The 25,541-nt window shown below is 59.7% G+C and carries 18 protein-coding genes and 2 pseudogenes; 6 read left to right on the forward strand and 14 right to left on the reverse strand.

Features of this window, described 5'->3' with window-relative positions; genetic code table 11:
• Positions 1 to 270: 270 nt before the first annotated feature.
• From ACZZZ4_RS12895 to ACZZZ4_RS12910, 4 genes are read right to left on the reverse strand one after another with little or no spacing between them, the layout of a single operon-like run.
• Positions 271 to 1,428: an osmoprotectant ABC transporter ATP-binding protein OsmV gene (locus ACZZZ4_RS12895; protein ID WP_122843126.1), complete on the reverse strand. Its 1,158-nt coding sequence runs from the start codon at positions 1,426 to 1,428 to the stop codon at positions 271 to 273.
• Positions 1,425 to 2,078, reverse strand: coding sequence for an ABC transporter permease (locus tag ACZZZ4_RS12900; protein WP_123443381.1), 654 nt, complete (start codon positions 2,076 to 2,078; stop codon positions 1,425 to 1,427). The genes ACZZZ4_RS12895 and ACZZZ4_RS12900 overlap by 4 nt, the downstream gene beginning before the upstream one ends.
• A 13-nt stretch (positions 2,079 to 2,091) precedes the next feature.
• Entirely contained in the window at positions 2,092 to 2,985 is an 894-nt protein-coding gene (locus ACZZZ4_RS12905) for a glycine betaine ABC transporter substrate-binding protein (RefSeq protein ID WP_463547976.1), read from the reverse strand.
• 20 nt (positions 2,986 to 3,005) lie between these two features.
• Complete coding sequence (locus ACZZZ4_RS12910; protein WP_166554532.1) at positions 3,006 to 3,695, reverse strand: ABC transporter permease; 690 nt, start codon at positions 3,693 to 3,695, stop codon at positions 3,006 to 3,008.
• A gap of 356 nt (positions 3,696 to 4,051) precedes the next feature.
• On the opposite strand from ACZZZ4_RS12910, the gene ACZZZ4_RS12915 reads away from it, so the two are divergent.
• Both ACZZZ4_RS12915 and ACZZZ4_RS12920 read left to right on the forward strand, forming a co-directional pair.
• Positions 4,052 to 5,635, forward strand: a complete 1,584-nt coding sequence (locus tag ACZZZ4_RS12915) for a peptide chain release factor 3 (RefSeq protein WP_039759481.1) — start codon at positions 4,052 to 4,054, stop codon at positions 5,633 to 5,635.
• A gap of 757 nt (positions 5,636 to 6,392) precedes the next feature.
• Positions 6,393 to 6,656: a hypothetical protein gene (locus tag ACZZZ4_RS12920; RefSeq protein WP_039759479.1), complete on the forward strand. Its 264-nt coding sequence runs from the start codon at positions 6,393 to 6,395 to the stop codon at positions 6,654 to 6,656.
• 219 nt (positions 6,657 to 6,875) lie between these two features.
• Here the strand turns inward: ACZZZ4_RS12920 and ACZZZ4_RS12925 are convergent, their stop codons facing one another.
• The 9 genes and pseudogenes from ACZZZ4_RS12925 to ACZZZ4_RS12965 form a co-directional block, all read right to left on the reverse strand.
• Positions 6,876 to 7,856 (reverse strand): peptide ABC transporter ATP-binding protein, encoded by a 981-nt coding sequence (locus tag ACZZZ4_RS12925; protein ID WP_039759476.1) that lies wholly within the window; start codon positions 7,854 to 7,856, stop codon positions 6,876 to 6,878.
• Entirely contained in the window at positions 7,856 to 8,824 is a 969-nt protein-coding gene (locus tag ACZZZ4_RS12930) for an ABC transporter ATP-binding protein (protein ID WP_016771722.1), read from the reverse strand. The genes ACZZZ4_RS12925 and ACZZZ4_RS12930 overlap by 1 nt, the downstream gene beginning before the upstream one ends.
• A gap of 10 nt (positions 8,825 to 8,834) precedes the next feature.
• Positions 8,835 to 9,762: pseudogene (locus ACZZZ4_RS12935) on the reverse strand (ABC transporter permease subunit).
• 11 nt (positions 9,763 to 9,773) lie between these two features.
• Positions 9,774 to 10,784, reverse strand: a complete 1,011-nt coding sequence (locus tag ACZZZ4_RS12940) for an ABC transporter permease subunit (RefSeq protein ID WP_016771720.1) — start codon at positions 10,782 to 10,784, stop codon at positions 9,774 to 9,776.
• 73 nt (positions 10,785 to 10,857) lie between these two features.
• Positions 10,858 to 12,453 (reverse strand): ABC transporter substrate-binding protein, encoded by a 1,596-nt coding sequence (locus ACZZZ4_RS12945; protein WP_463547977.1) that lies wholly within the window; start codon positions 12,451 to 12,453, stop codon positions 10,858 to 10,860.
• 77 nt (positions 12,454 to 12,530) lie between these two features.
• Positions 12,531 to 13,946, reverse strand: a complete 1,416-nt coding sequence (locus ACZZZ4_RS12950) for an OprD family porin (RefSeq protein WP_130000134.1) — start codon at positions 13,944 to 13,946, stop codon at positions 12,531 to 12,533.
• Between the two features lie 175 nt (positions 13,947 to 14,121).
• Positions 14,122 to 15,720, reverse strand: a complete 1,599-nt coding sequence (locus ACZZZ4_RS12955) for an ABC transporter substrate-binding protein (RefSeq protein ID WP_415763646.1) — start codon at positions 15,718 to 15,720, stop codon at positions 14,122 to 14,124.
• A gap of 299 nt (positions 15,721 to 16,019) precedes the next feature.
• The gene (locus ACZZZ4_RS12960) at positions 16,020 to 17,645 is read right to left on the reverse strand and encodes an ABC transporter substrate-binding protein (RefSeq protein ID WP_016771716.1); all 1,626 of its coding nucleotides are present in this window, start codon (positions 17,643 to 17,645) and stop codon (positions 16,020 to 16,022) included.
• A 260-nt stretch (positions 17,646 to 17,905) separates the two neighbouring features.
• A complete protein-coding gene (locus ACZZZ4_RS12965; RefSeq protein ID WP_463547978.1) occupies positions 17,906 to 19,507 on the reverse strand; it encodes an ABC transporter substrate-binding protein in 1,602 nt (533 codons plus the stop codon).
• A gap of 855 nt (positions 19,508 to 20,362) precedes the next feature.
• Between ACZZZ4_RS12965 and ACZZZ4_RS12970 the strand changes: the two are divergent.
• Positions 20,363 to 20,724 (forward strand): annotated as a pseudogene (locus ACZZZ4_RS12970) (DUF6124 family protein).
• Positions 20,725 to 20,921: 197 nt separating this feature from the next.
• On the opposite strand, the gene ACZZZ4_RS12975 reads toward ACZZZ4_RS12970, so the two are convergent.
• On the reverse strand, positions 20,922 to 21,638 hold the full coding sequence (locus ACZZZ4_RS12975; RefSeq protein WP_463547979.1) for an SIMPL domain-containing protein: 717 nt from the start codon (positions 21,636 to 21,638) through the stop codon (positions 20,922 to 20,924).
• 251 nt (positions 21,639 to 21,889) lie between these two features.
• Here ACZZZ4_RS12975 and ACZZZ4_RS12980 point away from each other — a divergent pair, with 251 nt between their 5' ends.
• The 3 genes from ACZZZ4_RS12980 to ACZZZ4_RS12990 all read left to right on the forward strand — a co-directional run bounded on the left by ACZZZ4_RS12980 (position 21,890) and on the right by ACZZZ4_RS12990 (position 25,530).
• Positions 21,890 to 23,149 (forward strand): ATP-binding protein, encoded by a 1,260-nt coding sequence (locus ACZZZ4_RS12980; RefSeq protein WP_463547980.1) that lies wholly within the window; start codon positions 21,890 to 21,892, stop codon positions 23,147 to 23,149.
• Entirely contained in the window at positions 23,146 to 23,706 is a 561-nt protein-coding gene (locus ACZZZ4_RS12985; RefSeq protein ID WP_003221630.1) for a response regulator transcription factor, read from the forward strand. The genes ACZZZ4_RS12980 and ACZZZ4_RS12985 overlap by 4 nt, the downstream gene beginning before the upstream one ends.
• Before the next feature lie 96 nt (positions 23,707 to 23,802).
• Positions 23,803 to 25,530: an ABC transporter ATP-binding protein/permease gene (locus ACZZZ4_RS12990; RefSeq protein ID WP_463547981.1), complete on the forward strand. Its 1,728-nt coding sequence runs from the start codon at positions 23,803 to 23,805 to the stop codon at positions 25,528 to 25,530.
• The last annotated feature ends 11 nt before the right edge of the window (positions 25,531 to 25,541 follow it).

The raw sequence follows: 25,541 nt of genomic DNA on the forward strand, positions 1-25,541 counted from the left end.
CTAGATCGCAGGTAAGTGTGATGGCGGCAACATCGGCGACGTTGGCGTCGAGAGGTGGGCGGTAGGGGGATTTTGGCTGTTTGAGACGGAGTTTCTCAGACGCTCTCTGAATATCATATGTTGAGATTCTTTTCCGCCTGATGAGTGAAGAAAAAATCACTCGGATCCTGTGGGAGCGAGCTTGCTCGCGAAGGCATTTTCACAGTCGACATCGTTGTTGACTGATATTGCGCTTTCGCGAGCAAGCTCGCTCCCACAGGGCCTGTATTTTTAGGCGACGACCGCCTCAGCCGGCGAGACGATACTGGTCTTCATCCCCCGCGAACGGCCCGAACTCAGGTACGCCGCAATCGACTCCTGCGTTACCTCGCCGAGGAACACCCGTTCGGCATCCATCACCGGCAGCCAGGCGCGGTTGAACTCGTACATGCGCGACAGCAGGATACGCAGGTGCTCGTCGTACGCTGCGGTGGCGTTGAACTCACGCAGGAATTGCGCGCAGGTGCCGGTCTGGCGATGCAGGTCGCGACGGCGCACGTAACCCAGCGCCTTGTTCTCGGCGCAGGTGACCACGACGTAGCGACGGTCGTGCTCGTCCATCAATTCCAGCGCATCGGCCACCGGGGTTTCCGGGCTGACCGACGGCGCGTTGTCCGCCGCGTCTTCGGCCTTCACCAACAGCAGGCGCTTGAGGGTGCTGTCCTGGCCGACGAAGTTGCTGACGAAGTCATCCGCCGGATGCGCGAGCAGGGTGTCCGGGTGGTCGATCTGCAGCAGTTTGCCGGCGCGGAAAATGGCGATCTTGTCGCCCAGTTTGATCGCTTCGTCGATGTCGTGGCTGACCATGATCACGGTCTTGTTCAGCGCGCGCTGCATCTCGAAGAATTCGTTCTGGATCATCTCGCGGTTGATCGGGTCGACCGCGCCGAACGGCTCGTCCATCAACAGCAGTGGGGCGTCAGCCGCAAGCGCACGAATCACGCCGATACGCTGTTGCTGACCACCGGACAATTCCCGCGGATAACGATGCAGATACTGCTTGGGCTCGAGCTTGATCATGCTCATCAGTTCGCGGGCGCGGTCGTGGCATTTCTGTTTGTCCCAGCCGAGCAGTTTCGGCACCACGACGATGTTCTCTTCGATGGTCATGTTCGGGAACAGACCGATCTGCTGGATCACGTAGCCGATGTTGCGGCGCAGGGTTACTTCGTCGAGATCGGTGGTGTCTTCGCCGTTGATGAGGATCTTGCCCGAGGTCGGTTTGATCAGGCGGTTGATCATTTTCAACGTGGTGCTTTTGCCGCAACCCGATGGCCCGAGGAACACGCAGATCTCGCCTTCATTGACGGTCAGGCTTACCGAGTCCACGGCTTTGACGTCTTTGCCGTTGCTTTGGAAAGTTTTGCTGAGGTTTTGAAGTTCGATCATTTCAGGAGTCCTTTTGGAGTCAGCGTGCGTTGCAGCCACTGCAGGAGGAGGTCGGCGAAGATCGCCAGAAGACTGACCAGCAGCGCGCCGACGATAAGCATCGACATGTCACTGCGGCTGATGGAGGCGAGGATCAACACACCGAGGCCGCCGGCGCCGATGGTCGCGGCGATGGTCATCACGCCGATGTTCATCACCACCGCCGTGCGTACGCCGGCGAGGATCACCGGCACCGCAATCGGCAACTCGACCATGCGCAGGCGCTGGCCGAAGGTCATGCCGATGCCGCGCGCGGCTTCGCGGATGCCCGGCTCGACGCCGGTGAGGGCGAGGTAGGTGTTGCGCATGATCGGCAGCAACGAATAAAGGAACACGGCAGTGATCGCCGGCAGCGGCCCGAGGCCTTGGCCGAACTTGGAGTAGAACGGCAGCAGCAGGCCGAACAGGGCGATCGACGGCACGGTCAGCAGCACCGTGGCGCTGGCCTGCAACGGGCCGGCGAGGGTGGGGAAACGCGTCATCAGAATGCCCAGCGGCACGCCGATGACGATCGCCAGCGTTACGGCGATGCCGACCAGAGTGATGTGCTGCCAGGTCAGGTGCATCACCTGCTGCCAGTCGAGATGGGAAAAGGCGTTCAGAAATTCCATGACTTCTCCTCTCTTAATTCAATGGATGCTGGCGCAGGAAATCGGCGGCAACGGACGATGGGCTTTCATGATCGACATCGACCCGCGCGTTGAGTTGGCGCATGGTTTCGTCGTCGAACAGTTCGGCCAGCGGCTTGAGTTGTTCGGCCAGTTTCGGGTTGGCGTCCAGCGTGGCCTGACGCACCACGGGAGCGGCGGTGTAGTCGGGGAAGTAATGCTTGTCGTCTTCCAGCAATTTCAGGCCGAAGGCGTTGAGGCGGCCGTCGGTGGTGTAGACCAGACCGGCAAACACCTGGCCGTTGCGCAGTGCGGTGTAAACCAGGCCGGCGTCCATCTGCCGGATGTTCTTGCGGGTCAGGTTCATGTCGTAGAGCTTGACCATGCCGTCGAGGCCGTCGGAGCGGTTGGCAAACTCGGTGTCCAAAGCCACCAGGTGGTTGGTCTTGGCCTCGGCGCGCAGCACTTCGTTGAGCTGGCTGATATTGCCGATCTGCGGGTACTCCTCGGCGACCTTTTTCGGCAGGGCGAGGGCATAGGTGTTGCTGAATTTCGACGGCGTCAGCCAGACCAGGCCTTTTTTCGCGTCGAGTTCTTTGACCCGGGCGTAGGACTGCGCGCTGTCGAGTTTTTCCGTGACATGGTTGTAGGCCACCAGCGACACGCCGGTGTATTCCCAGAGCAGGTCCAATTGGCCACTTTCGTGGGCGCTGCGCGCGAGATTGCTGCCCAGACCGCCGGTGATCTGCGCGTCGTAGCCTTTGCTGCGCAGGTATTGCGCGGTGATTTCGGCGAGCAGGGTCTGCTCGGTGAAGACCCGGGCGCCGAGGCGGATGACCGGTTTTTCAGCGGCTTGCGCGACTCCTGCGAACAGCAGGACGCAGCCTAAGATCAAGCTAAGTCGTTTCATAAATATTCCTTCGCAAAGCCTTAAGACGGGCGCAAACCGCGTTCCAGCCAGAGACGGCTGGCGAGGGTGACCACGCCATCGAGCAACAGCGCCAACAGCGCGGTGCACGCGGCGCCGAGCAGCAGTTGCGGCTGATTGTTCAGGGCGATGCCGGGGAAGATCAGGCTGCCGAGGCTGTTGGCGCCGATCAGGAAGGCCAGCGGCGCGGTGCCGACGTTGATCGCCAGTGCGACCCGCACGCCACCGACGATGATCGGCACGGCGTTGGGCAATTCGACTTTCCACAGCACTTGGCGCGGGGTCATGCCGATGCCGACAGCGGCTTCCTTCAGCGAGCCCTGGACATTTTTCAGGCCTTCATAGGTGTTGCGCACGATCGGCAACAGCGAGGCGAGGAACAGCGCGAAGATCGCCGGCCCACTGCCGATGCCGAGGATACCCAGCGCAATCGCGAGCACGGCCAGCGGTGGCACGGTGTTGCCGATATTGAAGATCTGCATGAAGCGTTCGGCGCGGCCGACCATGCTCGGGCGGCTGAGGAAGATACCGGCGGGGATGCCCACGACCAGGGCGGCCAGCATGGAAGCGAGGACGAGAATCAGATGAGCTTGCAGGTAAAACAACAAATCGTCGCGGTAGTGTTCGATCGTGTTGATGCCGATCCAGTGGACCAGCAGGGCCAGGAGCGCGATCACCACCGCACCTCCCATCAGCCCTTTGCCATAGCGGATAGCCACAGGCGGACTCCTTTTTTGTAGTCGGCGAGCGCTGCTCCGCGTGGCAAGCCATTCCTGGCTGCCGAAGTCAGCGTTCGCGAAAAGTAGCCGTTTTCCAGCACCGGCCAAGCGGTGCGAAAGCGAGCCATGAGCGCAGCCTCGTCAGGCTAACTTGCTGATTTTTCAGCCCCTGACGAAGATTCGTAACAGGGGATGGACGTCTCCGTGCTTTAAAAGGTTCCCATCTGAGGCAGCATTTGGCCACCCTTAATGTGCTCAACGGTTCGGTTATTGTCCTGAGTTGGGCTATAATCGCGGCCCTTTTTTGAATCACCGCCAGGCGATTTCCCATGACCCAACAGGCCGCCGAAGTCGCGAAACGCCGCACTTTCGCCATTATTTCCCACCCCGATGCCGGTAAAACCACGATCACCGAAAAGCTCCTGTTGATGGGCAAGGCGATTGCAGTGGCCGGTACGGTGAAATCCCGTAAATCTGATCGCCATGCGACATCCGACTGGATGGAGATGGAGAAGCAGCGGGGTATTTCCATTACCACATCGGTCATGCAGTTCCCCTATCGCGAACACATGATCAACCTGCTCGACACTCCGGGCCACGAAGACTTCTCCGAAGATACCTACCGCACCCTGACGGCGGTGGACTCGGCCCTGATGGTGCTCGACGGCGGTAAGGGTGTAGAGCCACGGACCATTGCGCTGATGGACGTCTGCCGTCTGCGTGACACGCCGATCGTCAGCTTCATCAACAAACTCGACCGTGACATTCGCGACCCGATCGAACTGCTCGACGAAATCGAAGCCGTTCTGAAAATCAAGGCTGCGCCGATCACCTGGCCGATCGGTTGCTACCGCGACTTCAAGGGCGTGTATCACCTGGCCGACGACTACATCATCGTCTACACCGCCGGTCACGGTCACGAGCGCACCGAAACCAAGATCATCGAGAAACTCGACTCCGACGAGGCGCGCGCGCACTTGGGCGACGAGTACGATCGTTTCATCGAGCAGCTGGAACTGGTACAGGGCGCCTGCCACGAATTCAACCAGCAGGAATTCCTCGACGGTCAACTGACCCCGGTGTTCTTCGGTACGGCGCTGGGCAATTTTGGTGTCGACCACGTGCTCGATGCTGTCGTCGATTGGGCGCCGCGTCCGCTGGCCCGTGTGGCCAACGAGCGCACCGTCGAGCCGGTGGAAGAGAAGTTCTCGGGCTTCATCTTCAAAATCCAGGCGAACATGGACCCGAAACACCGCGACCGCATCGCCTTCATGCGTATCTGCTCGGGCAAGTACGAAAAAGGCATGAAGATGCGCCACGTGCGTACCGGCAAGGACGTGCGCATCGGCGATGCGCTGACGTTCTTCTCCTCCGAGCGTGAACAGCTGGAAGAGGCGTACGCCGGCGACATCATCGGTCTGCACAACCATGGCACGATCCAGATCGGCGACACCTTCAGCGAAGGCGAAGTCCTCGGTTTCACCGGTATTCCGCACTTCGCCCCGGAACTGTTCCGTCGGGTGCGTCTGCGTGATCCGCTGAAATCCAAGCAGCTGCGTCAGGGCCTGCAGCAGTTGGCGGAAGAGGGCGCGACGCAGGTGTTCTTCCCCGAGCGCAGCAACGACATCATTCTTGGCGCCGTCGGTGTGCTGCAGTTCGATGTGGTCGCCAGCCGTTTGAAAGAGGAATACAAGGTCGAATGCTCGTATGAGCCGATCACTGTGTATTCCGCGCGCTGGATCGAGTGCGACGACAAGAAGAAGCTTGAGGAATTCTCCAACAAAGCGGTGGAGAACCTCGCGCTGGATGGCGGTGGGCATCTGACCTATCTGGCGCCGACGCGGGTGAATCTGGCGCTGATGGAAGAGCGCTGGCCGGACGTGAAATTCCGCGCGACGCGGGAGCATCATTAAGCGCTGAGCTGAGTTGTTCGAAAGCCCCTGAGGTGTAGGCCTTGGGGGCTTTTTTATGGGCTGCCGGTTTTGGTCTTGGCGGCCTTTGGGCCGATCAGGCGTTGGTTGATTTGGGTGAATATCCGTTTTTTGCTGTGCTGCAGCTGGCGGTTTCGCCCTTACGGCGAGTCCCTTTTTCAGACGCCAAAAGGAACCAAAAGGCTTGCTCCTACGTTCGGCCCTCGCAGGCTCGGGTTCCTTCGCTCCGGGATCGATCCTGGCGCAGCGGCTACGGTTTGCTTCGCTGCACCTCCTTCCGCTGTGTCTGGCTGCGCCAGACGGTCGCTGCGCTCCCACGCCCGGATCAATCCCTCCACTCAGCCTTCCGACGTCGCCGGTGGATCAAGATCAAAAGCGGTACTCGAGCTTGCGCTCATCGTGGAGCTGCCGAAGGCTGCGATCTTTTGATTTAGCTTTTCTGTGGGAGCGAGCCTGCTCGCGAAGGCCGCCTGACAGCCGGCCGATATTTAGCAGACTGCCTGCGAATCCATTTAGGGGAGTGAGTGCTGAGTGAAAGCTATACGTCCTTTGAAACCCATTCAGGCCACGCGTGGGCTTAGCTGTTTCTGTTATTGCTGTTATTAGAAACCAATCTGTCCACCGATGGCATTTCTGCCTGCGCGGTCGCGTCCTAAGTGGTGAGCCGGGCGGATCGCAACTAGATTCACATCGAGCCAGTCCGGCAAGCATGTCTTAGCGCAACAGGATGGAGTCGGCCATGAAAAGCAGATTGCTACGGATTTTGATGTTGTTGAAAGTGATGGTGATGCTGTCCCTCGGTACTGCAACGGCGTGGGCTGAGTGTGAGGATCACGATTCGCAGGCGTTCAACGGCCAGGTCGGGCATAGCGGGCTGATGCTGGCCAAGTCCGAGTCGGAGCCCGGGGATATGAATCAGGGCGGCAGCGCCGATGATGACGACTCGACCACTGACGAGCCGGACAGCGATGATCCGGATGACGAAGGCGACAGCCAGACGTAGATCGCCGGGCAAAGAAAAACCCCTTCTGCCTCGACTGATGCGCAATCGAGGTGGAAGGGGTTTTGTTAACGCATGAATTCTTGAATCAACACGAACTCCCTGTGGGAGCGAGCCTGCTCGCGAAAGCGGTTAATCAGTCACCGATGATGTTGACCGAGATGACGCCTTCGCGAGCAGGCTCGCTCCCACATGGGGTTTTGTGTTGGCCTCCGGATCTGCTTACGCCGCGCCGTCGAGAAACTGCTCGGCGTAGTGACAAGCCACCTGCCGGTTATCCAGTTCACGCAACAGCGGTTCTTCCGTGGTGCAACGCTCGGTCGCGTACGGGCAGCGCTTGTGGAAGGCGCAGCCCGATGGCGGGTTCAGCGGGTTGGGCAGTTCGCCGACGATCTTGATTTTCGGCTTGTTCGGGTCCGGGTGAATGGTCGGGGTCGCTGACAGCAGCGCCTGGGTGTATGGGTGCAACGGGCGCTCGTAGATGTCGTTCTTCGGGCCCAGTTCAACCGGGCGACCGAGATACATCACCATCACGTCATCGGCTACGTGCTGCACCACCGCGAGGTTGTGCGAGATGAACACGTAGGCGGTGTTGAACTCCTGCTGCAGGTCCATGAACAGGTTGAGCACCTGGGCTTGAATCGACACGTCCAGCGCTGAAGTCGGTTCGTCCGCGACCAGCACTTTCGGTTGCAGCATCATTGCCCGGGCAAGCGCGATACGCTGGCGCTGACCACCGGAGAACATGTGCGGATAGCGCTGGTAATGCTCGGGACGCAAGCCGACCTGCTTCATCATCGCCTGGACTTTCTCGCGACGTTCGCTGGCCGACAGCTTGGTGTTGATCAGCAGCGGCTCGGCCAGTTGATCACCGATTTTCTGCCGTGGGTTCAACGACGCATATGGGCTCTGAAAGACCATCTGCACGTCTTTGCGCAGTTGCTTGCGCTCGGCCTTGTCGGCGCCGGCGACTTCCTGGCCGGCGATCTGCAGCGAGCCCGACGACGGTTCTTCGATCAGCGTCAAAGCGCGGGCGAGGGTGGATTTGCCGCAACCCGATTCACCTACCACGGCGAGGGTCTTGCCGGCTTCCAGTTCGAACGACACGCCGTTGAGCGCGCGCACGGTGGCGTGGCCCTTGAACAGGCCACGGGAGACTTCGTAGTGACGGGTCAGGTCGCGGGCGGTGAGTACGACGGCCATTACGCCACCTCCTGGTTCAGCGGGTAGAAGCAGCGGGCGAGGCTGTTGGCTTTTGGATCAAGGCCCGGACGCTGGGTGCGGCAGTTGTCCTGCACATACGGGCAGCGCGGCGACAGCAGGCAACCCTGCGGACGGTCATAGCGGCCCGGGACGATGCCCGGCAAGGTCGACAGACGCGAGGCGCCGAGGCTGTGTTCGGGAATCGCCTTGAGCAGTGCTTCGCTGTACGGGTGCGCCGGGATGTCGAACAGTTGCGGCACCTGACCGACTTCAACGGCCTGACCTGCGTACATCACGCAGACGCGCTGGGCGGTTTCCGCGACGACCGCCAGGTCGTGGGTGATCAGCACCAGGCCCATGTTCTGTTCTTTCTGCAACGCCAGCAGCAGATCCATGATCTGCGCCTGAATCGTCACGTCCAGCGCGGTGGTCGGCTCGTCGGCGATCAGCAGTTTCGGCTCGCCGGCAATCGCCATGGCGATCGCGACACGCTGGCTCATACCGCCAGACAGTTGATGCGGATAGGCGTCCATGCGGCTGGCGGCGCCCGGAATTTCCACTTTTTCCAGCAGTTCGATGGCACGCTTGCGCGCTTGCTTGCCGGACATTTTCAGGTGCAGGCGCAGCACTTCCTCAATCTGGAAACCGACGGTGTAACTCGGGTTCAGTGCGGTCATCGGGTCCTGGAAGACCATCGACAGGTCTTTGCCGACGATCTGCCGACGTTGACGGTTGCTCAGTTTGAGCATGTCCTTGCCGTCGAAGCTGAGCGAGTCAGCGGTGACGATGCCGGGATGCTCGATCAGACCCATCAGCGCCATCATGGTCACGGATTTACCCGAACCCGACTCGCCAACGATGGCCAGCACTTCGCCTTTGTCGACCTTGAGGTCGAGGCCGTCGACCACCGGGGTCGCGGTCTTGTCGCCGAAGCGGACGTTGAGATTCTTGATTTCCAACAGTGACATGTGAATCTCCTCAGGCGGCGTTCTTGAGTTTCGGGTCCAGCGCATCGCGCAGGCCGTCGCCCATCAAGTTGATTGCCAGCACGCTGAGCAAAATGGTCAGACCAGGCAGACTTACCACCCACCAGGCGCGTTCGATGTAGTCGCGGGCCGAGGCCAGCATGGTGCCCCACTCAGGGGTTGGCGGTTGTACGCCGAGGCCGAGGAAGCCCAGTGCGGCGGCATCGAGAATCGCCGAAGAAAAGCTCAGGGTCGCCTGCACGATCAGCGGCGCCATGCAGTTGGGCAGCACGGTGATGAACATCAGACGCGGCAGGCCGGCACCGGCCAGCCGCGCGGCGGTGACGTAGTCGCGGTTCAGTTCGCCCATGACGGCGGCACGGGTCAGACGCACGTAGGACGGCAGGGAAACCACAGCGATGGCGATCACAGTGTTGATCAGGCCAGTGGCCGAGGATGGCGACGATCGCCACGGCCAGCAGCAGCGACGGCAGGGCCAGCATGATGTCCATCAGGCGCATGATGGTCGGGCCGACCACTTTCGGGAAGAAACCGGCGAACAGACCCAGCAGGATCCCCGGAATCAACGACATCACCACCGACGACAAGCCGATCAGCAGCGACAGGCGCGAGCCCTGGATCAGACGCGACAGCAGGTCACGGCCGAGTTCGTCGGTGCCGAGCAGGAACTGCATCTGCCCGCCTTCGAGCCACGCCGGCGGCGTCAGCAGGAAGTCACGGTATTGCTCGCTCGGGTTATGCGGCGCGACCCAAGGCGCGAAGATCGCGCAGAAGATGATCAGCAGCATGAACAGCAGGCCGGCAACGGCGCCCTTGTTCTTCGAGAACGCTTGCCAGAATTCTTTGTACGGCGACGGGTACAGCAGGCTTTGATCCACGGCGGACGTGGCGGCGGCTACTGAGGATGTTGGAGTGCTCATGGGTATTGACCTCAGCGCTGATGACGGATGCGTGGGTTGGCAAAGCCGTAGAGGATGTCCACCACGAAGTTGACCAGAATCACCAGGCAGGCGATTAACAGGATGCCGTTTTGCACCACCGGATAGTCCCGGGCGCCGATGGCTTCGATCAGCCATTTACCGATGCCGGGCCAGGAGAAGATGGTTTCGGTCAGGACCGCACCGGCCAGCAGCGTGCCGACCTGCAGGCCGACCACGGTCAGCACCGGAATCAGTGCGTTGCGCAGGCCGTGCACGAACACCACGCGCGACGGCGACAGGCCTTTGGCCTTGGCGGTGCGGATGTAGTCTTCGCGCAGCACTTCGAGCATCGACGAACGGGTCATCCGCGCGATCACCGCCAGCGGAATGGTGCCGAGCACGATGGCCGGCAGGATCAGGTGATGCAGGGCGTCGAAGAACGCGCCGACGTCATCGGCCAGCAGCGTGTCGATCAGCATGAAGCCGGTCTTCGGCTCGATGTCATACAGCAGGTCGATGCGCCCGGACACCGGGGTCCAGCCCAGGCTCACCGAGAAGAACATGATCAGGATCAGGCCCCACCAGAAGATCGGCATCGAATAGCCCGCGAGGGAGATGCCCATCACCCCGTGGTCGAACAGCGATCCTCGTTTGAGTGCCGCGATCACCCCGGCCAGAAGCCCGAGGATGCCAGCGAACAGCAGGGCGGCCATGGACAGTTCCAGGGTCGCCGGGAAAAGAGAGGTGAACTCGGTCCACACGCTTTCACGGGTACGCAACGACTCACCGAGATCGCCCTGGGCCAGTTTGCCGATGTAGTCCAGATACTGGGCATACAGCGGCTTGTTCAGCCCCAGGCGTTCCATTGCCTGAGCGTGCATTTCGGGGTCGACCCGACGTTCGCCCATCATCACTTCCACGGGGTCGCCCGGAATCATGCGAATCAACGCGAAAGTCAGCAAGGTGATGCCGAAAAACGTGGGGATCAACAACCCCAGTCGGCGGGCAATAAAACTAAACATCTTGTGTGGTACCTCATCAGCCGGTTAGGCGTGTCCGGCGTCCCTCAGGTCAGGGACGCCGGGCGTTTCTTATCTACTTCACCTGGGTGGTGGCGAAGTTATTAGTGGTGAGAGGGCTGATGTGGTAGCCCTCTACATTGTTGCGCATTGCAGTGAACATCCGAGTATGGGCCATGCTGATCCATGGCTGGTCCTGATTAAACAGCACTTGAGCCTGTTCGTAGAGCGCGGCGCGTTCGGCCGGATCTACTTTAGCCCGCGCTTCATCCAGCAGTGCCTGGAATTTCTCGTTGCACCAGCGTGCGTAGTTTTCGCCGTTCTTGGCGGCCTCGCAACTGAGCATAGGCGTCAGGAAGTTATCCGGGTCGCCGTTGTCGCCCGCCCATCCGGCCGAGACCATGTCGTGCTCGCCGGCCTTGGCGCGCTTGAGCATCTCGCCCCATTCCATCACGCGGATGTCGATCTTGATCCCGACTTTCGCCAGGTCAGCCTGCATCATCTGCGCGCCGAGCATCGGGTTGGGGTTGGTCGGACCGCCGCCGTTACGGGTGAACAAGGTGAACGTGGTGCCTTCCGGAACCCCGGCTTCCTTGAGCAGCTTGCGCGCTGCATCGAGGTCGCGTGGTGGGTTCTTCAAGTCATGGTTGTAGCCGAGCAAAGTCGGCGGGTACGGGTTGACCGCCACCGACGCGTTGCCCTTGCCGAACAGCGCGTTGACGTAGGCCTCCTTGTCGAAGGCGATGTCGATGGCTTTGCGCACGCGCACATCGCTCATGTACTTGTGCTGGGTGTTCATCGCGACGTACGAGACGGTCATCGCGTCCAGCTCGTCGACTTTCAGGTTGCTGTCTTTCTTGATGCTCGGGATGTCATCCGGTTTCGGATACAGCGCGACCTGGCACTCGTTGGCCTTGAGCTTTTGCAGGCGCACGTTGTTGTCGGTGGCGATGGCCAGAATCAACGCGTCGGCCGGCGGCTTGCCACGGAAATAATCCGGGTTGGCCTTGAAGCGCACCTGCGCATCCTTGGCGTAGCGCTGGAAGATGAACGGGCCGGTGCCGATCGGCTTGTTGTTCAGGTCGCCGGTCTTGTTGGCCTTGAGCAACTGGTCGGCGTATTCGGCCGGGTAGATCGACGAGAACGCCATGGCGATGTCGGCCAGGAACGGCGCTTCGCGACGGGTCAGGGTGAACTTGACCGTGTTGTCGTCGACTTTCTCGACGCTTTTCAGCAGTTCCTTGAAGCCCATGCTTTCAAAGTACGGGAAGCCCACGCTCGACAGTTTGTGCCACGGGTGATTCGGGTCCAGTTGACGCTGGAAGCTCCAGACCACGTCGTCGGCGTTCATGTCGCGGGTCGGCTTGAAGTATTCGGTGGTGTGGAACTTGACGCCTTTGCGCAGGTGGAACGTGTAGCTCAGGCCGTCTTCGCTGATGTCCCAGGACTCGGCGAGTGCCGGGATCACTTCAGTGGTGCCGGGTTTGAAATCGGCCAGGCGATTGAAGATGGTTTCGGCCACAGCGTCCGCCGTGACTGCAGTTGTGTACTGGACCATATCGAAGCCTTCCGGGCTGGCTTCGGTGCAGACCACCAAGGGTTTGGCCGAGGCGCCGACAGCGACACTCAGCAACGCAGCCGCGATGGCCGCACGTAGGGGAAGCATTTTCATCGATAACCCTCTGCAATCGGTTGAAGACAGAAAACCGAACGGCCGACTCATCATGAGTCAGCCGTCAGTTGGCGTTTTTACAGAATGTTGAACGGGATGGTGGTTACGAGACGGAATTCGTTGATGCTGCCGTCAGCCTGGTTTTCGCTGGCACGGTGCGCGGTGTAGGTGCCGCGAATCGTTGTAGCCTTGAGCGGGCCGCTCTGTACTGCGTAGGTTGCACCGACGCCGTATTCATAGTGGTGCTCGCCGTCCATTGCCTGCACGCCATCGTAGCCGCCACCCTTGTAGTGAGTGCCGTCGATGCCCCAGCCGCGTGCCTGGTAGATGTTGAATTTCAGGCCTGGCACACCGTACTCGGCCATGTTGATGCCATAGGAAACCTGGAAGGATTTCTCGTTCGGGCCGTTGAAGTCCGAGAGCAGGGAGTTGGCCAGGTAGATACCGTTGGTTTCGTGCAGGTAGTCGAAGTACTCGTTACCGTTCACTTCCTGATAGGAGAAGGTCACGGTGTGGGCCTGGTGCGTCAGGCCGAACGACAGCGAGTAGGTGTCGTTGTCGATGTCACCGAGCAGTTTTTTGCCTTCGTCGACGGTCTTGTAGTAGTTCAGGCCGGTGGTCAGGCTCAGCACCGAGCTGTCGCCCAACACGTGGGTGGCGCCGAAGTAGTACTGGTTCCACAGGTCTTCGGCCTGGGTGCCCCACAGGCTGGTGGTCAGGCTGGCGAACGGCTGGTAGGAAATACCGGCGGTGTTGACGTGATCGGCTTCAGCGTTGATGTCACCGTATTCGGAGCGGAACTTGCTCAGGCTTTCTTCGGTACGTGGCGAAACGCGGTCGAAGGTCGCGACGTCGAATGCCAGGTTGTTCAGCTCTTCGCTGTGGATCGCGATGCCTTCGAAGCTCGATGGCAGCGGACGGTTGCCGATCACATCGACTTGCGGGCTGCTGAAGTTCATGCGGCCGGCGGTCAGAGTGGTATTGGAGATGCGCGCCTTGACGTTGGCCAGGCCCAGCTTGCTCCACTGGCCGACAGCGTCACCGCCTTCGCGGGTCAGGGTACGGTTGTTGCCTGCGCCTGGGCGGGTGCCCGGAGCGCCGCCATTGTTGGCGGCAAGGTTCTCGCGGTCGCGCTCAAGGGCGATCGCGTTGTAAGCAGCCACTTCGGTGCTGAAACCGACGGTACCTTCGGTAAAGCCCGAGTTGTACTTGATGATCGTGCCTTGGACCCAGTTGATCCGGCGATCGGTTTCGGTGGACTGGCCGTTCTTGCGATACGCGAACTTGCCGCCACGTTTGAGTTGTTCGTTGGCGTACCAGTTACGGGTCGAACCGCTGATCGATTGCCCTTCGAGGAAGCCAGTGGCTTCGGCCTGGGCGCTCTTCTCGTTGACGGTCACCGGGGTGAACGCCTGGCTTTGGGTTTCCGCATAAGCCGTAGCGGTGATGCTGCTGATGGCCAGGGCCAGTATCGCGGTGCTGCTCAGTTTCATGGGTGAAGCTCCTTTACTTTCTTTTTATCCCGGCTTTTTTGGTATGCCGGTTATTGGTTTAGAACTCGTTCACACATCGCAAACGTTTGCAAAACGCCGGATTGGCGAATTTCGGCAAAGCGCTTGCGTGAGGGGAGTAGACGGCTCCCCTCAGCATTGCGGCTAATCGGTGGGTTTAATCGATACTGACACCCGAGAACACGTTGCGGCCGAACGGGCTGACTTTGAACCCTTCGACGCGGGTGCTTAACGGCTGGTTGACCGTCGAGTGGGCGACAGGCGTGATCGGCACTTGCTGTTTAAGCAATTGCTGGGCCTGTTTATAAAGCTCGGTGCGCTGGTCGCGGTCGGTGACGACCTTGGCCTGTTTGATCAGCTTGTCATACGCCGGATCGCACCACATGGAGTAGTTGTTGCCGCCGATCGCGTCGCAGCTGTACAGCGTGCCCAGCCAGTTGTCCGGGTCCCCGTTGTCACCGGTCCAGCCGATCAGGCTGACGTCGTGCTCGCCGTTCTTGGTGCGCTTGATGTACTCGCCCCATTCGTAGCTGACAATCTTCACTTTCAGGCCGATCTTGGCCCAGTCGGACTGGAGCATTTCGGCCATCAGTTTGGCGTTCGGGTTGTATGGACGCTGCACCGGCATTGCCCACAGGGTGATCTCGGTGCCTTCTTTCACGCCGGCAGCCTTGAGCAGTTCCTTGGCTTTTTCCGGGTTGTAGGCGGCGTCCTTGATGGTGTCGTCGTAGGACCACTGGGTCGGTGGCATGGCGTTGACGGCCAGTTGCCCGGCGCCTTGATAAACAGCGTTGAGAATGCCCTGTTTATTCACCGCCATGTCCAGCGCCTGACGCACTTCCAGTTGATCGAAGGGCTTGTGGCGCACGTTGTAGGCGATGTAGCCGAGGTTGAACCCCGGCTTGGAAATCAGTTGCAGCTTCGGGTCGGCCTTCAGCGCTTCAACATCGGCCGGACGCGGGTGCAGGGTGATCTGGCATTCGCCAGCCTTGAGCTTCTGCACGCGCACCGAGGCATCGGTGTTGATCGCGAAAATCAGGTTCTTCAGCTTGACCCGGCTCGGATCCCAGTACTGCGGGTTGCCGGTGTAGCGGATGTTGGAGTCTTTCTGGTAGCTCTTGAATACGAACGGCCCGGTGCCGATCGGCTTCTGGTTGATATCGCTCGGCTTGCCGTCGGCCAGCAGCTTGTCGGCGTATTCGGCTGACAGAATCGAAGCGAAGCTCATGGCGATGTTCTGGATGAACGCGGCATCGACGCTGTTGAGCGTGAACTCCACGGTCAGCGGCCCGGTCTTCTCGACCTTGGCGATGTTCTTGTTCAGGCTCATCCCGTTGAAATACGGAAACTCGGTGGGATAGGCCTTACGAAACGGCTGCTGCGCATCGAGCATGCGGTTAAACGTGAACACGACATCGTCAGCGTTGAAATCGCGGCTCGGCTTGAAGTAAGGAGTTGTATGAAATTTCACGCCTTCACGCAGGTGAAAGGTGTATTTCAGGCCATCTTCGGAAATGTCCCACTTGGTCGCCAGGCCCGGTACGACATTGGTCGCGCCTTTTTCAAACTCGACCAGGCGGTTGTACAGCGGCTCGGCGGCGTCGTTGTCGGTGGCCGTCGTGTACTGCGCGGTATCGAAACCCGCCGGGCTGCCTTCCGAGCAAAACACCAGGCTGTCGCTGGCGGCGTAGCTTGCAGACGTGGCGGCCAACAGGCCGGCGCCCAACAGAGCGGAAAAAACCAAGGTATGGCGCATGACGCTCCCTCTTTTTAGTGTTGTGCAATGCGTCAGGGTCCCTATCCCGGGACTTTCTGGTCGCATTGAGCTCAATCCAATACGTACGGCAAAACCGGTGGCCCACGCAGACACTGGTCAGTACGCGACGGTAGGCACCGTGCCTCTGGCAGTAAATACGTAATTGCCTTAATGCTCGTAGGAAAAGTCGACGCGCCTATACCGAAGCAATCATCTGCGGCGGATTTGGGTGTAGGCCTTTTCCTTTTTCCCGGTAGATAAAGCAACGGCGACGTCAGAAACGCCGCCGTCGCGATGTCTTACTTGCTGACGCTGACGCCGTAGAAGGAATTCAGGCCAAATGGGCTGATCTTGAAATCCTGCACGTTGGCGCGCATGGGTTGATACACCGTCGAGTGAGCGATAGGTGTCATTGGAACTGCATCTTTGAGGACGTGTTGCGCCTGTTTGTACAGCTCGGTGCGCTTGCCCTGGTCGGTAGTGCGTTTGGCTTCTTTCACCAGGCCGTCGAACTTCTTGTCGCACCACTTGGAGAAGTTGTTGCCGCTCAGCGAGTCGCAGCCAAACAGAACGTTGAGCCAGTTGTCCGGATCACCATTGTCACCGCTCCAGCCAATGATCATGGCCTGGTTTTCGCCACCTTTGGAGCGCTTGATGTACTCGCCCCATTCGTAGCTGGTGATCTTCACTTTCAAGCCGATCTTGGCCCAGTCGGACTGGAGCATTTCAGCCATCAGTTTGGCGTTCGGGTTGTACGGACGCTGCACCGGCATTGCCCACAGGACAATCTCGGTACCTTCCTTGACACCGGCTTCCTTGAGCAGCTGTTTGGCTTTCTCAGGGTCGTACTTGGCATCCTTGATGGTGGTGTCGTAGGACCACTGGGTCGGCGGCATGGCGTTGACCGCCAGTTGGCCCGCACCCTGGTAAACCGAATCGATGATCTGTGGCTTGTTCACGGCCATGTCCAGCGCCTGACGCACGCGCAGGTCAGCCAATGGGTTGGCCTCGTTGCTGCCCTTGACCTTGTCCATCACGTTGTAGGCGATGTAGCCCAGGTTGAAGCCGGCCTGATCCGGCATCTTCAGCGACTTGTCTTCTTTCAGCGCTTTCAGATCCGCCGGACGCGGGAACAGGGTGACCTGGCACTCGTTCTTCTTCAACTTCTGGATACGCACCGACGGGTCGGTGGTGATGGCGAAGATCAGGTTGTCGATCTTTACGTCTTCAGGTTTCCAGTAATCCTTGTTGCCGGTGTAACGGATGTTCGAGTCTTTCTGGTAGCTCTTGAACACGAACGGGCCGGTGCCGATCGGCTTCTGGTTGATGTCGGCGGCTTTGCCATCCTTGAGCAGTTGGGCCGCGTATTCGGCGGACTGCACGGACGCGAAGCTCATGGCCATGTTCTGAATGAACGCGGCGTCGACTTCTTTCAGGGTGAACTTGACGGTGTGGTCGTCGACTTTATCGATCTTGGTGATGTTGGTGTCCATCCCCATGTCGGTGAAGTACGGGAATTCGGTCGGGTACGCCTTACGGAACGGGTCGTCCTTGTTGATCATGCGGTTGAAAGTAAACAGCACGTCGTCGGCGTTGAATTCACGAGTCGGCTTGAAATACGGGGTGGTGTGGAACTTGACGCCTTCACGCAGGTGGAAGGTGTAAGTCAGGCCATCATCGGAAATGTCCCACTTGGTCGCCAGACCAGGAATCACGGCGGTGCCGCCGCGCTCGAACTGGGTCAGACGGTTGAACATGGTTTCGGCTGAGGCGTCGAAGTCGGTTCCGGTGGTGTACTGGCCTGGATCAAAACCGGCCGGGCTCCCTTCGGAGCAGAACACCAGGTTAGTCGCAGCGGTGGCGAAAGGTGCGGAGGCTAACAAGCCTGCGCCGACTAGAAACGGAATGACCGCGTGTTTAAGCATGTTGGCCTCATGATTTGTTGTCATTTTTTAGTTGTGAGGTACGACCTCGTGAGTCGTGCCTGCGGATACTTATGCAGGGCCCATACCCAATGCAAGATCCAGAGCGGTCGGCGGCGTTAAACCGTGGCACGAACGTACCTTAATGTCGCATCCGTATAACTTTTGACGCATTTGACCGTTTGCGAGTGGTTTTTAAGGTGCAAATGCAGCCCCAAAACGGTGCGGCAGTCACCTGCTGCGCGCCGCCTTGGGGCCGGGTGTTACTTATTTATACCCACCCCATAGAAGGGGGTCAGACCGAAAGGGCTGATGCGGAAGTCGCTGACTTCCTTGCGCAACGGCTGGAACACTGTGGAGTTGGCGATCGGGGTGATCGGCACCTGCTGTTTAAGGATCAGTTGCGCCTGTTGATACAGTTTTACCCGTTGCGCTTTATCCGTGGCCACTTTGGCCTGCTGCACCAGTTTGTCGTAAGCCGGGTCGCACCATTTCGCATAGTTGCTGCCTTTGACTGCCGCGCAGCTGTACAGCACGCCCAGCCAGTTGTCCGGGTCGCCGTTGTCGCCGGTCCAGCCATAGATCATCGCGTCATGTTCGCCATTCTTGGCGCGCTTGATGTACTCGCCCCATTCATAGCTGACGATGTTGGCCTTGATGCCGATTTTGTCCCAATCCTGCTGGATCATTTGCGCCGACATACGTGCATTCGGATTCGACGCGCGCTGCACTGTCATCGCCCAAAGGTTGATGGTTGTACCGGGTGCAACCCCGGCTTCCTTGAGTAGCGCTTTGGCTTTCACCGGGTCGTAAGGCGCGTCTTTGATGTTCGGGTCGAACGACCATTGCGCGGGTGGCAAAGCGTTCTGTGCCAACTGACCGGCGCCTTGGTAAACCGCCTTGATAATTGCCGGTTTGTCGATGGCCATGTCCAGCGCCTGACGGACCTTGAGCTGATCAAGAGGCGGGTGGGTGGTGTTGTAGGCGAGGAAGCCAAGGTTGAATCCGGCCTGTTTCAGCACGCGCAGGTTCGGGTCTTTTTCCATGACCTCGATATCGGCGGGGCGTGGATAACCGCTGACCTGGCATTCGCCGGCCTTGAGCTTCTGCAGGCGCACGGCGGCGTCGGGTGTGATCGAGAAAATCAGGTTATCGATTTTCACGTCTTCGGGTTTCCAGTAGGCCTTGTTGGCCGCGTAGCGGATCTGCGAATCCTTCTGATAGCGCTTGAACACAAACGGGCCGGTGCCGACCGGCTTCTGATTGAGGTCGGCGGCTTTGCCGTCCTTCAACAGTTGTGCGGCGTATTCGGCTGACTGCACCGAGGCGAAGCTCATGGCGAGATTTTGCACGAAGGCGGCGTCGACGTTGTTGAGGTTGAAGCGCACGGTGTGGTCGTCGAGTTTTTCCACCGACTTGATCGTGGTGTTCAGGCCCATGTCGGTGAAGTACGGGGATTCGGCGGGGTAGGCCTTGCGGAAGGCGCTCTCCGGGTCGAGCAGACGCTGGAATGTAAACAGGACGTCGTCGGCGTTGAAGTCGCGGCTCGGGGTGAAATAGTCGGTGGTGTGGAACTTCACGCCTTCGCGCAGGTGGAAAGTGTAGTGCAGGCCGTCGCTGGAGATGTCCCATTTTGTCGCCAGGCCGGGTTCGATGTCGGTGCCGCCGCGCTGGAATTGGGTGAGCCGGTTGAAGACGGTTTCGGCGGAGGCGTCGAAGTCGGTGCCGCTGGTGTATTGGCTGGGGTCGAAGCCGGCGGGGCTGGCTTCGGAGCAGTAGACCAGAGTCGTGGCGGCGTTGGCGATCGGGGCTATTGCTGTTAGTGCGAGGGTGATCAACAGTGGTTTGAGGGTGAATCTTGGCATGGAGTCCCCGGGGGATTTGCTGGTTATGCTTTCAGGGTAGCGGGGATTTGGGGGGCTTCGGAAATATCGTTTTTTGTGTTGGGGTGTCTGTCTCGGTATATAGCGGCTTGGTTTGGGGGTATATCCGTTGCTTCGGGTGCTGCGGCTGACGGTTTCGCCTGACGGCGACTTACTTTTTTACAAGCGCCAAAAAAGTAAGCAAAAAACGCTAGCTCCTGCGTTCGGCCCTCGCAGGCTCGGGTTCCTTCGCTGCGGGACTGATCCGGGCGCAGCGGCTCCGGTTTGCTGCGCTGCACCTCCTTCCGCTGTGTCTGGCTGCGCCAGACGGTCGCTGCGCTCCCACGCCCGGATCAATCCCTCCACTCAGCCTTCCGACGTCGCCGGTGGATCAAGATCAAAAGCGATACTCGAGCTAACGCTCATCGTGTAGGAGCTGCCGAAGGCTGCGATCTTTTGATCTTGATTTTGCTTTTCTGTGGGAGTGAGCCTGCTCGCGATGAGGCACGTCCAGGCACCCGAGGGCTTGAGTTTGTTTAATTCCGATGCCCAATAACCCGAACCTTCCCACAAGGTTTTCAGGTTGTCCGTCGGACGTCCGCTCTCTAGGCTTGGGTCGTCGCTGGTTGTTCAGCGATCGGGTGTGAGAACCCGACATTCATAGTCATTCAGTGCCCAGATCCGCATAATTGCCGCCAGCAAGTCTGCTGCCTGCAAAGTGCGTTATGGCGGCTCTGTGCGGGCGGGCTTATGTCCGGCCGGGTGCCTATGACCGGTTTTCTCACCCCGCACAAAGCTGCCACCTCTTCGCCGTGTGAGAAACGGCATCGAGATGGCTCAACCTCATAGGTGAAGCGCATGAGCAAACCAGTCCCCGACCCACCCGAAGAAACCCCAACCCCCTCGAAGCCGCGCTGCGTGCCGACGATCTCGCGAAGAACCGCGAAGCCATCAAGCGTGCCCTCGATTTCTATCTCTGCCCGCCACCCGGCAAACCGCACCCACCGAGCACGATGTTTTCGATCCGGCCCGACATCGACACCGAAAGCCTGCTGGCTCACGCCTGTGAATCTCTCGCTTCAGCCAATACGCTGGCCAGCGATTTCGCCGATCAGCTCGGTCGGCCGCAGCGCAATACCGCGCTGGCGATCCAGCAGATCATCATGCTGGCGGAGCTGGCGGTGAATCGGGCGCTGGATCGAGTTGATCCGCGTACGTAATCAGGGAGGGCCACCGCTTTATCGTTTTTCGCGGGCAAGCCCGCTCCCACAGTGTTATATGCGATTTTCAAAACACTACAAAACCTGTGGGAGCTGGCTTGCCAGCGATAGCGGTGGATCATTCACTACAAAACCCGGACACAAAAAAACCGGCAACCATTTACTGATTGCCGGTCCTTCATTCAGCCAGGCTCAAATCACTGCATCAACACTTCAATCGAGCCATCCGCGGTCATGCTGACCTGGCTGGTGCCGGCTTCAACTTCCGGTGTCACCGGGGCGGAATCCATGGCCGCTGCTTTCATCATCATCGGAGCGCGCAGGTACGGTTGTGGGTAACCGTTGCTGTTGAGGTTCAGGTTGACGATTTTGTAACCCTTGCCGCCCAGCGCATCGGTGGCCAGTTGGGCGCGGGTCTTGAAGGCGGTGACGGCTTCTTTGAGCAATTGGTCTTCACTGGCCTTGCGGGTCGGGTCGGCGATGGCGAAGTCCATGCCGCCCATTTTCAGCTCGGTCAGCAACTCGCCGGTGAGTTTCGACAGGGCGGCGAAGTCGGTGCTTTCCAGGCGCAGTTCGGCGCGCTCGCGCCAGCCGGTGATCTTCTGGCCTTTGGTGTCGTAGATCGGATAACTGTTGCGGCTGCTCGTGCGCAGGGTGATGTCTTTGACTTCCTTGGCCTGGGCGGTGGCCTTGTTCATGGTGGTGCTGATGGCCGCGGCGAGTTTGGCCGGGTCGGTGTTCTGCTCTTCGGTGTAGAGCGTCACGATCATCTGGTCGCGAGCCACTTCCTGGCTGACTTCGGCGCGCAGGGAAATCTGGTTGTAATGCAGCTCATCGGCGGCCAGCGCCGGGAGGCTGACGACGCTGCCGACGGTCAGGGCGAGGAGGGCGGCGCTGCGGCGAAATTTGTGCATGAAGGCTCCTTGAATGAGGCGCAGAGGGCGCTGCGTGAGCCATCAGACTCTATAAAGCAGCTGCAAGTTGCAAGCTTCAAGCTGCAAGTAAATGCAAGAGCAAGAACTGCGGCGCTTTTGATCTTGCTTGCCGCTTGAAGCTTGCAACTTGCAGCTGCTCTCCTGTGGTCGTTTGCCGCACTTTCGCCTCTGAGCCCCGCGCCTTGGTTATACTCCGTGCGATCCGCCTGGAGCGCTCATCAGGAGAGCTCATGCTCGCCCCCGTACAACTGACTTCCGCCACTCGCCAGAACCTCTGGCGGCTGACTTTCATCCGCACCCTGGTGCTCGCCGCGCAGGCCGGGTCCGTGGGCCTGGCCTACTGGCTGCAATTGTTGCCGTTGCCGTGGGTGCAATTGGCGATGACCCTGGGCTGTTCGATTCTGCTCTGCATGTTCACTGCCGTGCGCCTGCGCACATCGTGGCCGGTGACCGAGCTTGAATACGCGCTGCAACTGGCCTGCGATCTGGTCATCCACAGTGCGCTGCTGTATTTCTCCGGCGGTTCGACCAACCCGTTCGTTTCCTATTATCTGGTGCCGCTGACCATTGCGGCGGTGACGCTGCCGTGGCGTTATTCGGTGATTCTGTCCGGCATTGCGCTGGCGCTGTACACGGTGATGCTGACGCGTTTCTATCCGCTGGAAACGCTGCCGGTCGCCCGTGAGAATCTGCAGATCTACGGCATGTGGCTGAGCTTTGCGCTGGCTGCAGCGGTGATTACCTTCTTCGCCGCGCGCATGGCTGAAGAGTTGCGGCGGCAGGAAGAATTGCGCGCAATCCGCCGTGAAGAGGGGCTGCGTGATCAGCAATTGCTTGCCGTGGCGACCCAGGCCGCGGGTGCGGCGCATGAGCTGGGTACGCCGCTGGCGACCATGAGCGTGTTGCTCAAGGAAATGCAGCAGGACCATCCCGACCCGATGTTGCAGGACGATCTGAAGGTGCTGCAGGATCAAGTCAAACTGTGCAAGGAAACCTTGCAGCAACTGGTCCGCGCCGCCGAGGCCAATCGGCGTCTGGCGGTCGAGATGCAGGACGTCACCGACTGGCTCGACGAGGCGCTGAACCGCTGGCACCTGATGCGCCCGGAAGCCAGTTATCGCTTCCAGCGTCTCGGCCAAGGCGCAGTGCCACGCATGGCGCCGCCGCCGGACCTGACGCAGGCCCTGCTGAATCTGCTCAACAACGCCGCCGACGCTTGCCCGGAAAATCTCCAGGTCACCCTGGATTGGGATGCGGAAACGCTGACCATCAGCATTCGCGACCATGGCGCCGGTGTGCCGCTGGCCATCGCCGAGCAGATCGGCAAACCGTTTTTTACCACCAAGGGCAAAGGTTTCGGCCTGGGCCTGTTTTTGAGCAAGGCCAGCGTGACACGCGCCGGCGGCTCAGTGAAACTCTATAGTCATGAGGAAGGCGGCACGCTCACCGAGCTGCGCCTGCCCCACGGCGCCCGAGGAGACCTAACATGAGTGACGAAATCCAAGTCGAAGGCGAAGAACTGCCGCATTTGCTGCTGGTCGATGACGACGCGACCTTCACGCGCGTGATGGCGCGTGCCATGGCCCGCCGTGGCTTTCGCGTCAGCACCGCCGGTTCCGCCGAAGAAGGCTTGACCATCGCTCAGGCCGATCTGCCGGATTACGCCGCGCTCGACCTGAAAATGGACGGCGACTCCGGACTGGTGTTGCTGCCCAAGCTGCTGGAACTCGATCCGGAAATGCGCGTGGTGATCCTCACCGGTTATTCGAGCATTGCCACGGCAGTCGAGGCGATCAAGCGTGGCGCCTGCAACTACCTGTGCAAACCCGCCGATGCCGACGACGTGCTGGCCGCGCTGCTGTCCGAGCACGCCGACCTCGACAGTCTGGTGCCGGAAAACCCGATGTCGGTCGATCGTTTGCAGTGGGAACACATCCAGCGCGTGCTCACCGAGCACGAAGGCAACATCTCCGCCACGGCGCGCGCCCTAGGCATGCACCGCCGCACCCTGCAGCGCAAACTGCAGAAGCGTCCGGTCCGTCGCTGAACCTGCGCTGAACGACTATCGCCAGCCCTCGCGATAAATCGCGCCGATCCTCTATGATCGGCGCGTGTCTGTTGTTTACTATATCGAGCCTTATCCATGAATCAGAACGCTGAATATTCCGCGGTCAACGATGCTGTGCGCGGGCAGTTTTTTCGCAAAGTCTGGGCGATGACCACGCCTTACTGGCGCAGCGAAGAGAAGGGCAAGGCCTGGACGTTGCTGATTGCCGTGATCGCGCTGACGCTGTTCAGCGTATGGATCGCGGTGTGGTTGAACAGTTGGTACAAGGATTTCTATAACGCCCTGCAGAAAAAGGATGAGGCGGCGTTCTGGCAGTTGATCCTGTATTTCTGCGGTATTGCCGCTGTGGCGATTCTTGCTGCGGTGTATCGCCAGTATCTGACGCAGATGCTGACCATTCGCTGGCGGGCGTGGCTGACCGAAAAGCACTTCACCCGGTGGCTTGAACACAAGAATTACTACCAGCTGGAGCAGGGCGGTTACACCGATAACCCGGACCAGCGAATCTCCGAAGACCTTAATAAATTCACTGCGAACACACTGGCGCTTGGCTTGGGCTTGATCCGTACGGTCGTCAGTCTGGTGTCGTTCTCGATCATTCTGTGGGGCGTCTCCGGCAGCATCGAGGTGTTCGGTTTCACTGTTCCCGGCTACATGTTCTGGTGTGCACTGGTCTATGCGGCGGTCGGCAGTTGGCTGACGCATTTGATCGGCCGACGTCTGATCGACTTGAACAACAACCAGCAGCGTTTCGAAGCCGACCTGCGTTTCTCAATGGTGCGGGTGCGCGAAAATGCTGAAAGCATCGCGTTGTACAACGGCGAGCCGAATGAAAATCGGCGCTTGAGCAATCGTTTCGGGCTGGTCTGGCATAACTTCTGGGACATCATGCGCGTGTCCAAGCGCCTGACGTTCTTTACTTCGGGCTATGGGCAGATCGCGATCATTTTCCCGTTCATTGTTGCCGCGCCACGTTATTTCAGCGGCAAGATCGAGCTGGGTGAGCTGATGCAAATCAACTCGGCGTTCGGCAATGTGCAGGAGAACTTCAGTTGGTTCATCAGCGCTTACCAGGATCTGGCCGAGTGGCGCGCCACTTGCGATCGTCTGCTGAGTTTCCGCAATGCCATGAGCAACAACGAGGAGCGCGTGCCCGCCATCGATGTGCAGAACCAGGGCAGCGAATTGCAGGTGCACAGCCTCGGCCTGGATCTGGCCGATGGACGTCATTTGCTGACCGACGCCGACATGACTGTGGAGCCGGGTGAGCGCGTGATGCTCAGCGGCCGTTCCGGCAGCGGCAAGTCGACACTGCTGCGGGCGATGGGGCATTTGTGGCCGGCGGGCCACGGCAATATTCGTTTGCCGGCAGCGCGTTATCTGTTCCTGCCGCAGAAGCCTTATCTGCCCATCGGTACATTGCGTGAGGCGCTGAGTTATCCACAACCCGGTGACACCTATGCGCCGGAGCGTTATGCACTGGTGCTGGAAACCTGCCGTTTGCCACATCTGCTCGGGCGGCTCGATGAGGCCAATCACTGGCAGCGCATGCTCTCGCCGGGTGAGCAGCAACGCTTGGCTTTCGCCCGTGCACTTCTCTATGCACCGCAATGGCTGTACATGGACGAAGCGACTTCGGCGATGGATGAAGAAGACGAAGCGACCTTGTACCAAGCGCTGATCGATGAGATTCCAGGGTTGAGCATTGTCAGCGTCGGTCATCGAAGCAGTTTGAAACGATTCCATCCACGGCATGTGCGGATCGACAGCGGGCGTCTGGTCGAACAGGCCATAACTGTCTGAACACTCACCTG

Source organism: Pseudomonas sp. AC252 (genome assembly GCF_979258105.1).

Bases quoted from the DNA above. Each gene is read 5' to 3' on its own strand.
- ACZZZ4_RS12960 (WP_016771716.1), bottom strand. From the start codon at position 17,645: ATGCTTAAACACGCGGTCATTCCGTTTCTAGTCGGCGCAGGCTTGTTA.
- ACZZZ4_RS12965 (WP_463547978.1), bottom strand. From the start codon at position 19,507: ATGCCAAGATTCACCCTCAAACCACTGTTGATCACCCTCGCACTAACA.
- ACZZZ4_RS12980 (WP_463547980.1), top strand. From the start codon at position 21,890: ATGCTCGCCCCCGTACAACTGACTTCCGCCACTCGCCAGAACCTCTGG.
- ACZZZ4_RS12925 (WP_039759476.1), bottom strand. From the start codon at position 7,856: ATGGCCGTCGTACTCACCGCCCGCGACCTGACCCGTCACTACGAAGTC.
- ACZZZ4_RS12990 (WP_463547981.1), top strand. From the start codon at position 23,803: ATGAATCAGAACGCTGAATATTCCGCGGTCAACGATGCTGTGCGCGGG.
- ACZZZ4_RS12945 (WP_463547977.1), bottom strand. From the start codon at position 12,453: ATGAAAATGCTTCCCCTACGTGCGGCCATCGCGGCTGCGTTGCTGAGT.
- ACZZZ4_RS12950 (WP_130000134.1), bottom strand. From the start codon at position 13,946: ATGAAACTGAGCAGCACCGCGATACTGGCCCTGGCCATCAGCAGCATC.
- ACZZZ4_RS12905 (WP_463547976.1), bottom strand. From the start codon at position 2,985: ATGAAACGACTTAGCTTGATCTTAGGCTGCGTCCTGCTGTTCGCAGGA.
- ACZZZ4_RS12900 (WP_123443381.1), bottom strand. From the start codon at position 2,078: ATGGAATTTCTGAACGCCTTTTCCCATCTCGACTGGCAGCAGGTGATG.
- ACZZZ4_RS12975 (WP_463547979.1), bottom strand. From the start codon at position 21,638: ATGCACAAATTTCGCCGCAGCGCCGCCCTCCTCGCCCTGACCGTCGGC.
- ACZZZ4_RS12930 (WP_016771722.1), bottom strand. From the start codon at position 8,824: ATGTCACTGTTGGAAATCAAGAATCTCAACGTCCGCTTCGGCGACAAG.
- ACZZZ4_RS12920 (WP_039759479.1), top strand. From the start codon at position 6,393: ATGAAAAGCAGATTGCTACGGATTTTGATGTTGTTGAAAGTGATGGTG.
- ACZZZ4_RS12895 (WP_122843126.1), bottom strand. From the start codon at position 1,428: ATGATCGAACTTCAAAACCTCAGCAAAACTTTCCAAAGCAACGGCAAA.
- ACZZZ4_RS12985 (WP_003221630.1), top strand. From the start codon at position 23,146: ATGAGTGACGAAATCCAAGTCGAAGGCGAAGAACTGCCGCATTTGCTG.
- ACZZZ4_RS12940 (WP_016771720.1), bottom strand. From the start codon at position 10,784: ATGTTTAGTTTTATTGCCCGCCGACTGGGGTTGTTGATCCCCACGTTT.
- ACZZZ4_RS12910 (WP_166554532.1), bottom strand. From the start codon at position 3,695: ATGGGAGGTGCGGTGGTGATCGCGCTCCTGGCCCTGCTGGTCCACTGG.
- ACZZZ4_RS12955 (WP_415763646.1), bottom strand. From the start codon at position 15,720: ATGCGCCATACCTTGGTTTTTTCCGCTCTGTTGGGCGCCGGCCTGTTG.
- ACZZZ4_RS12915 (WP_039759481.1), top strand. From the start codon at position 4,052: ATGACCCAACAGGCCGCCGAAGTCGCGAAACGCCGCACTTTCGCCATT.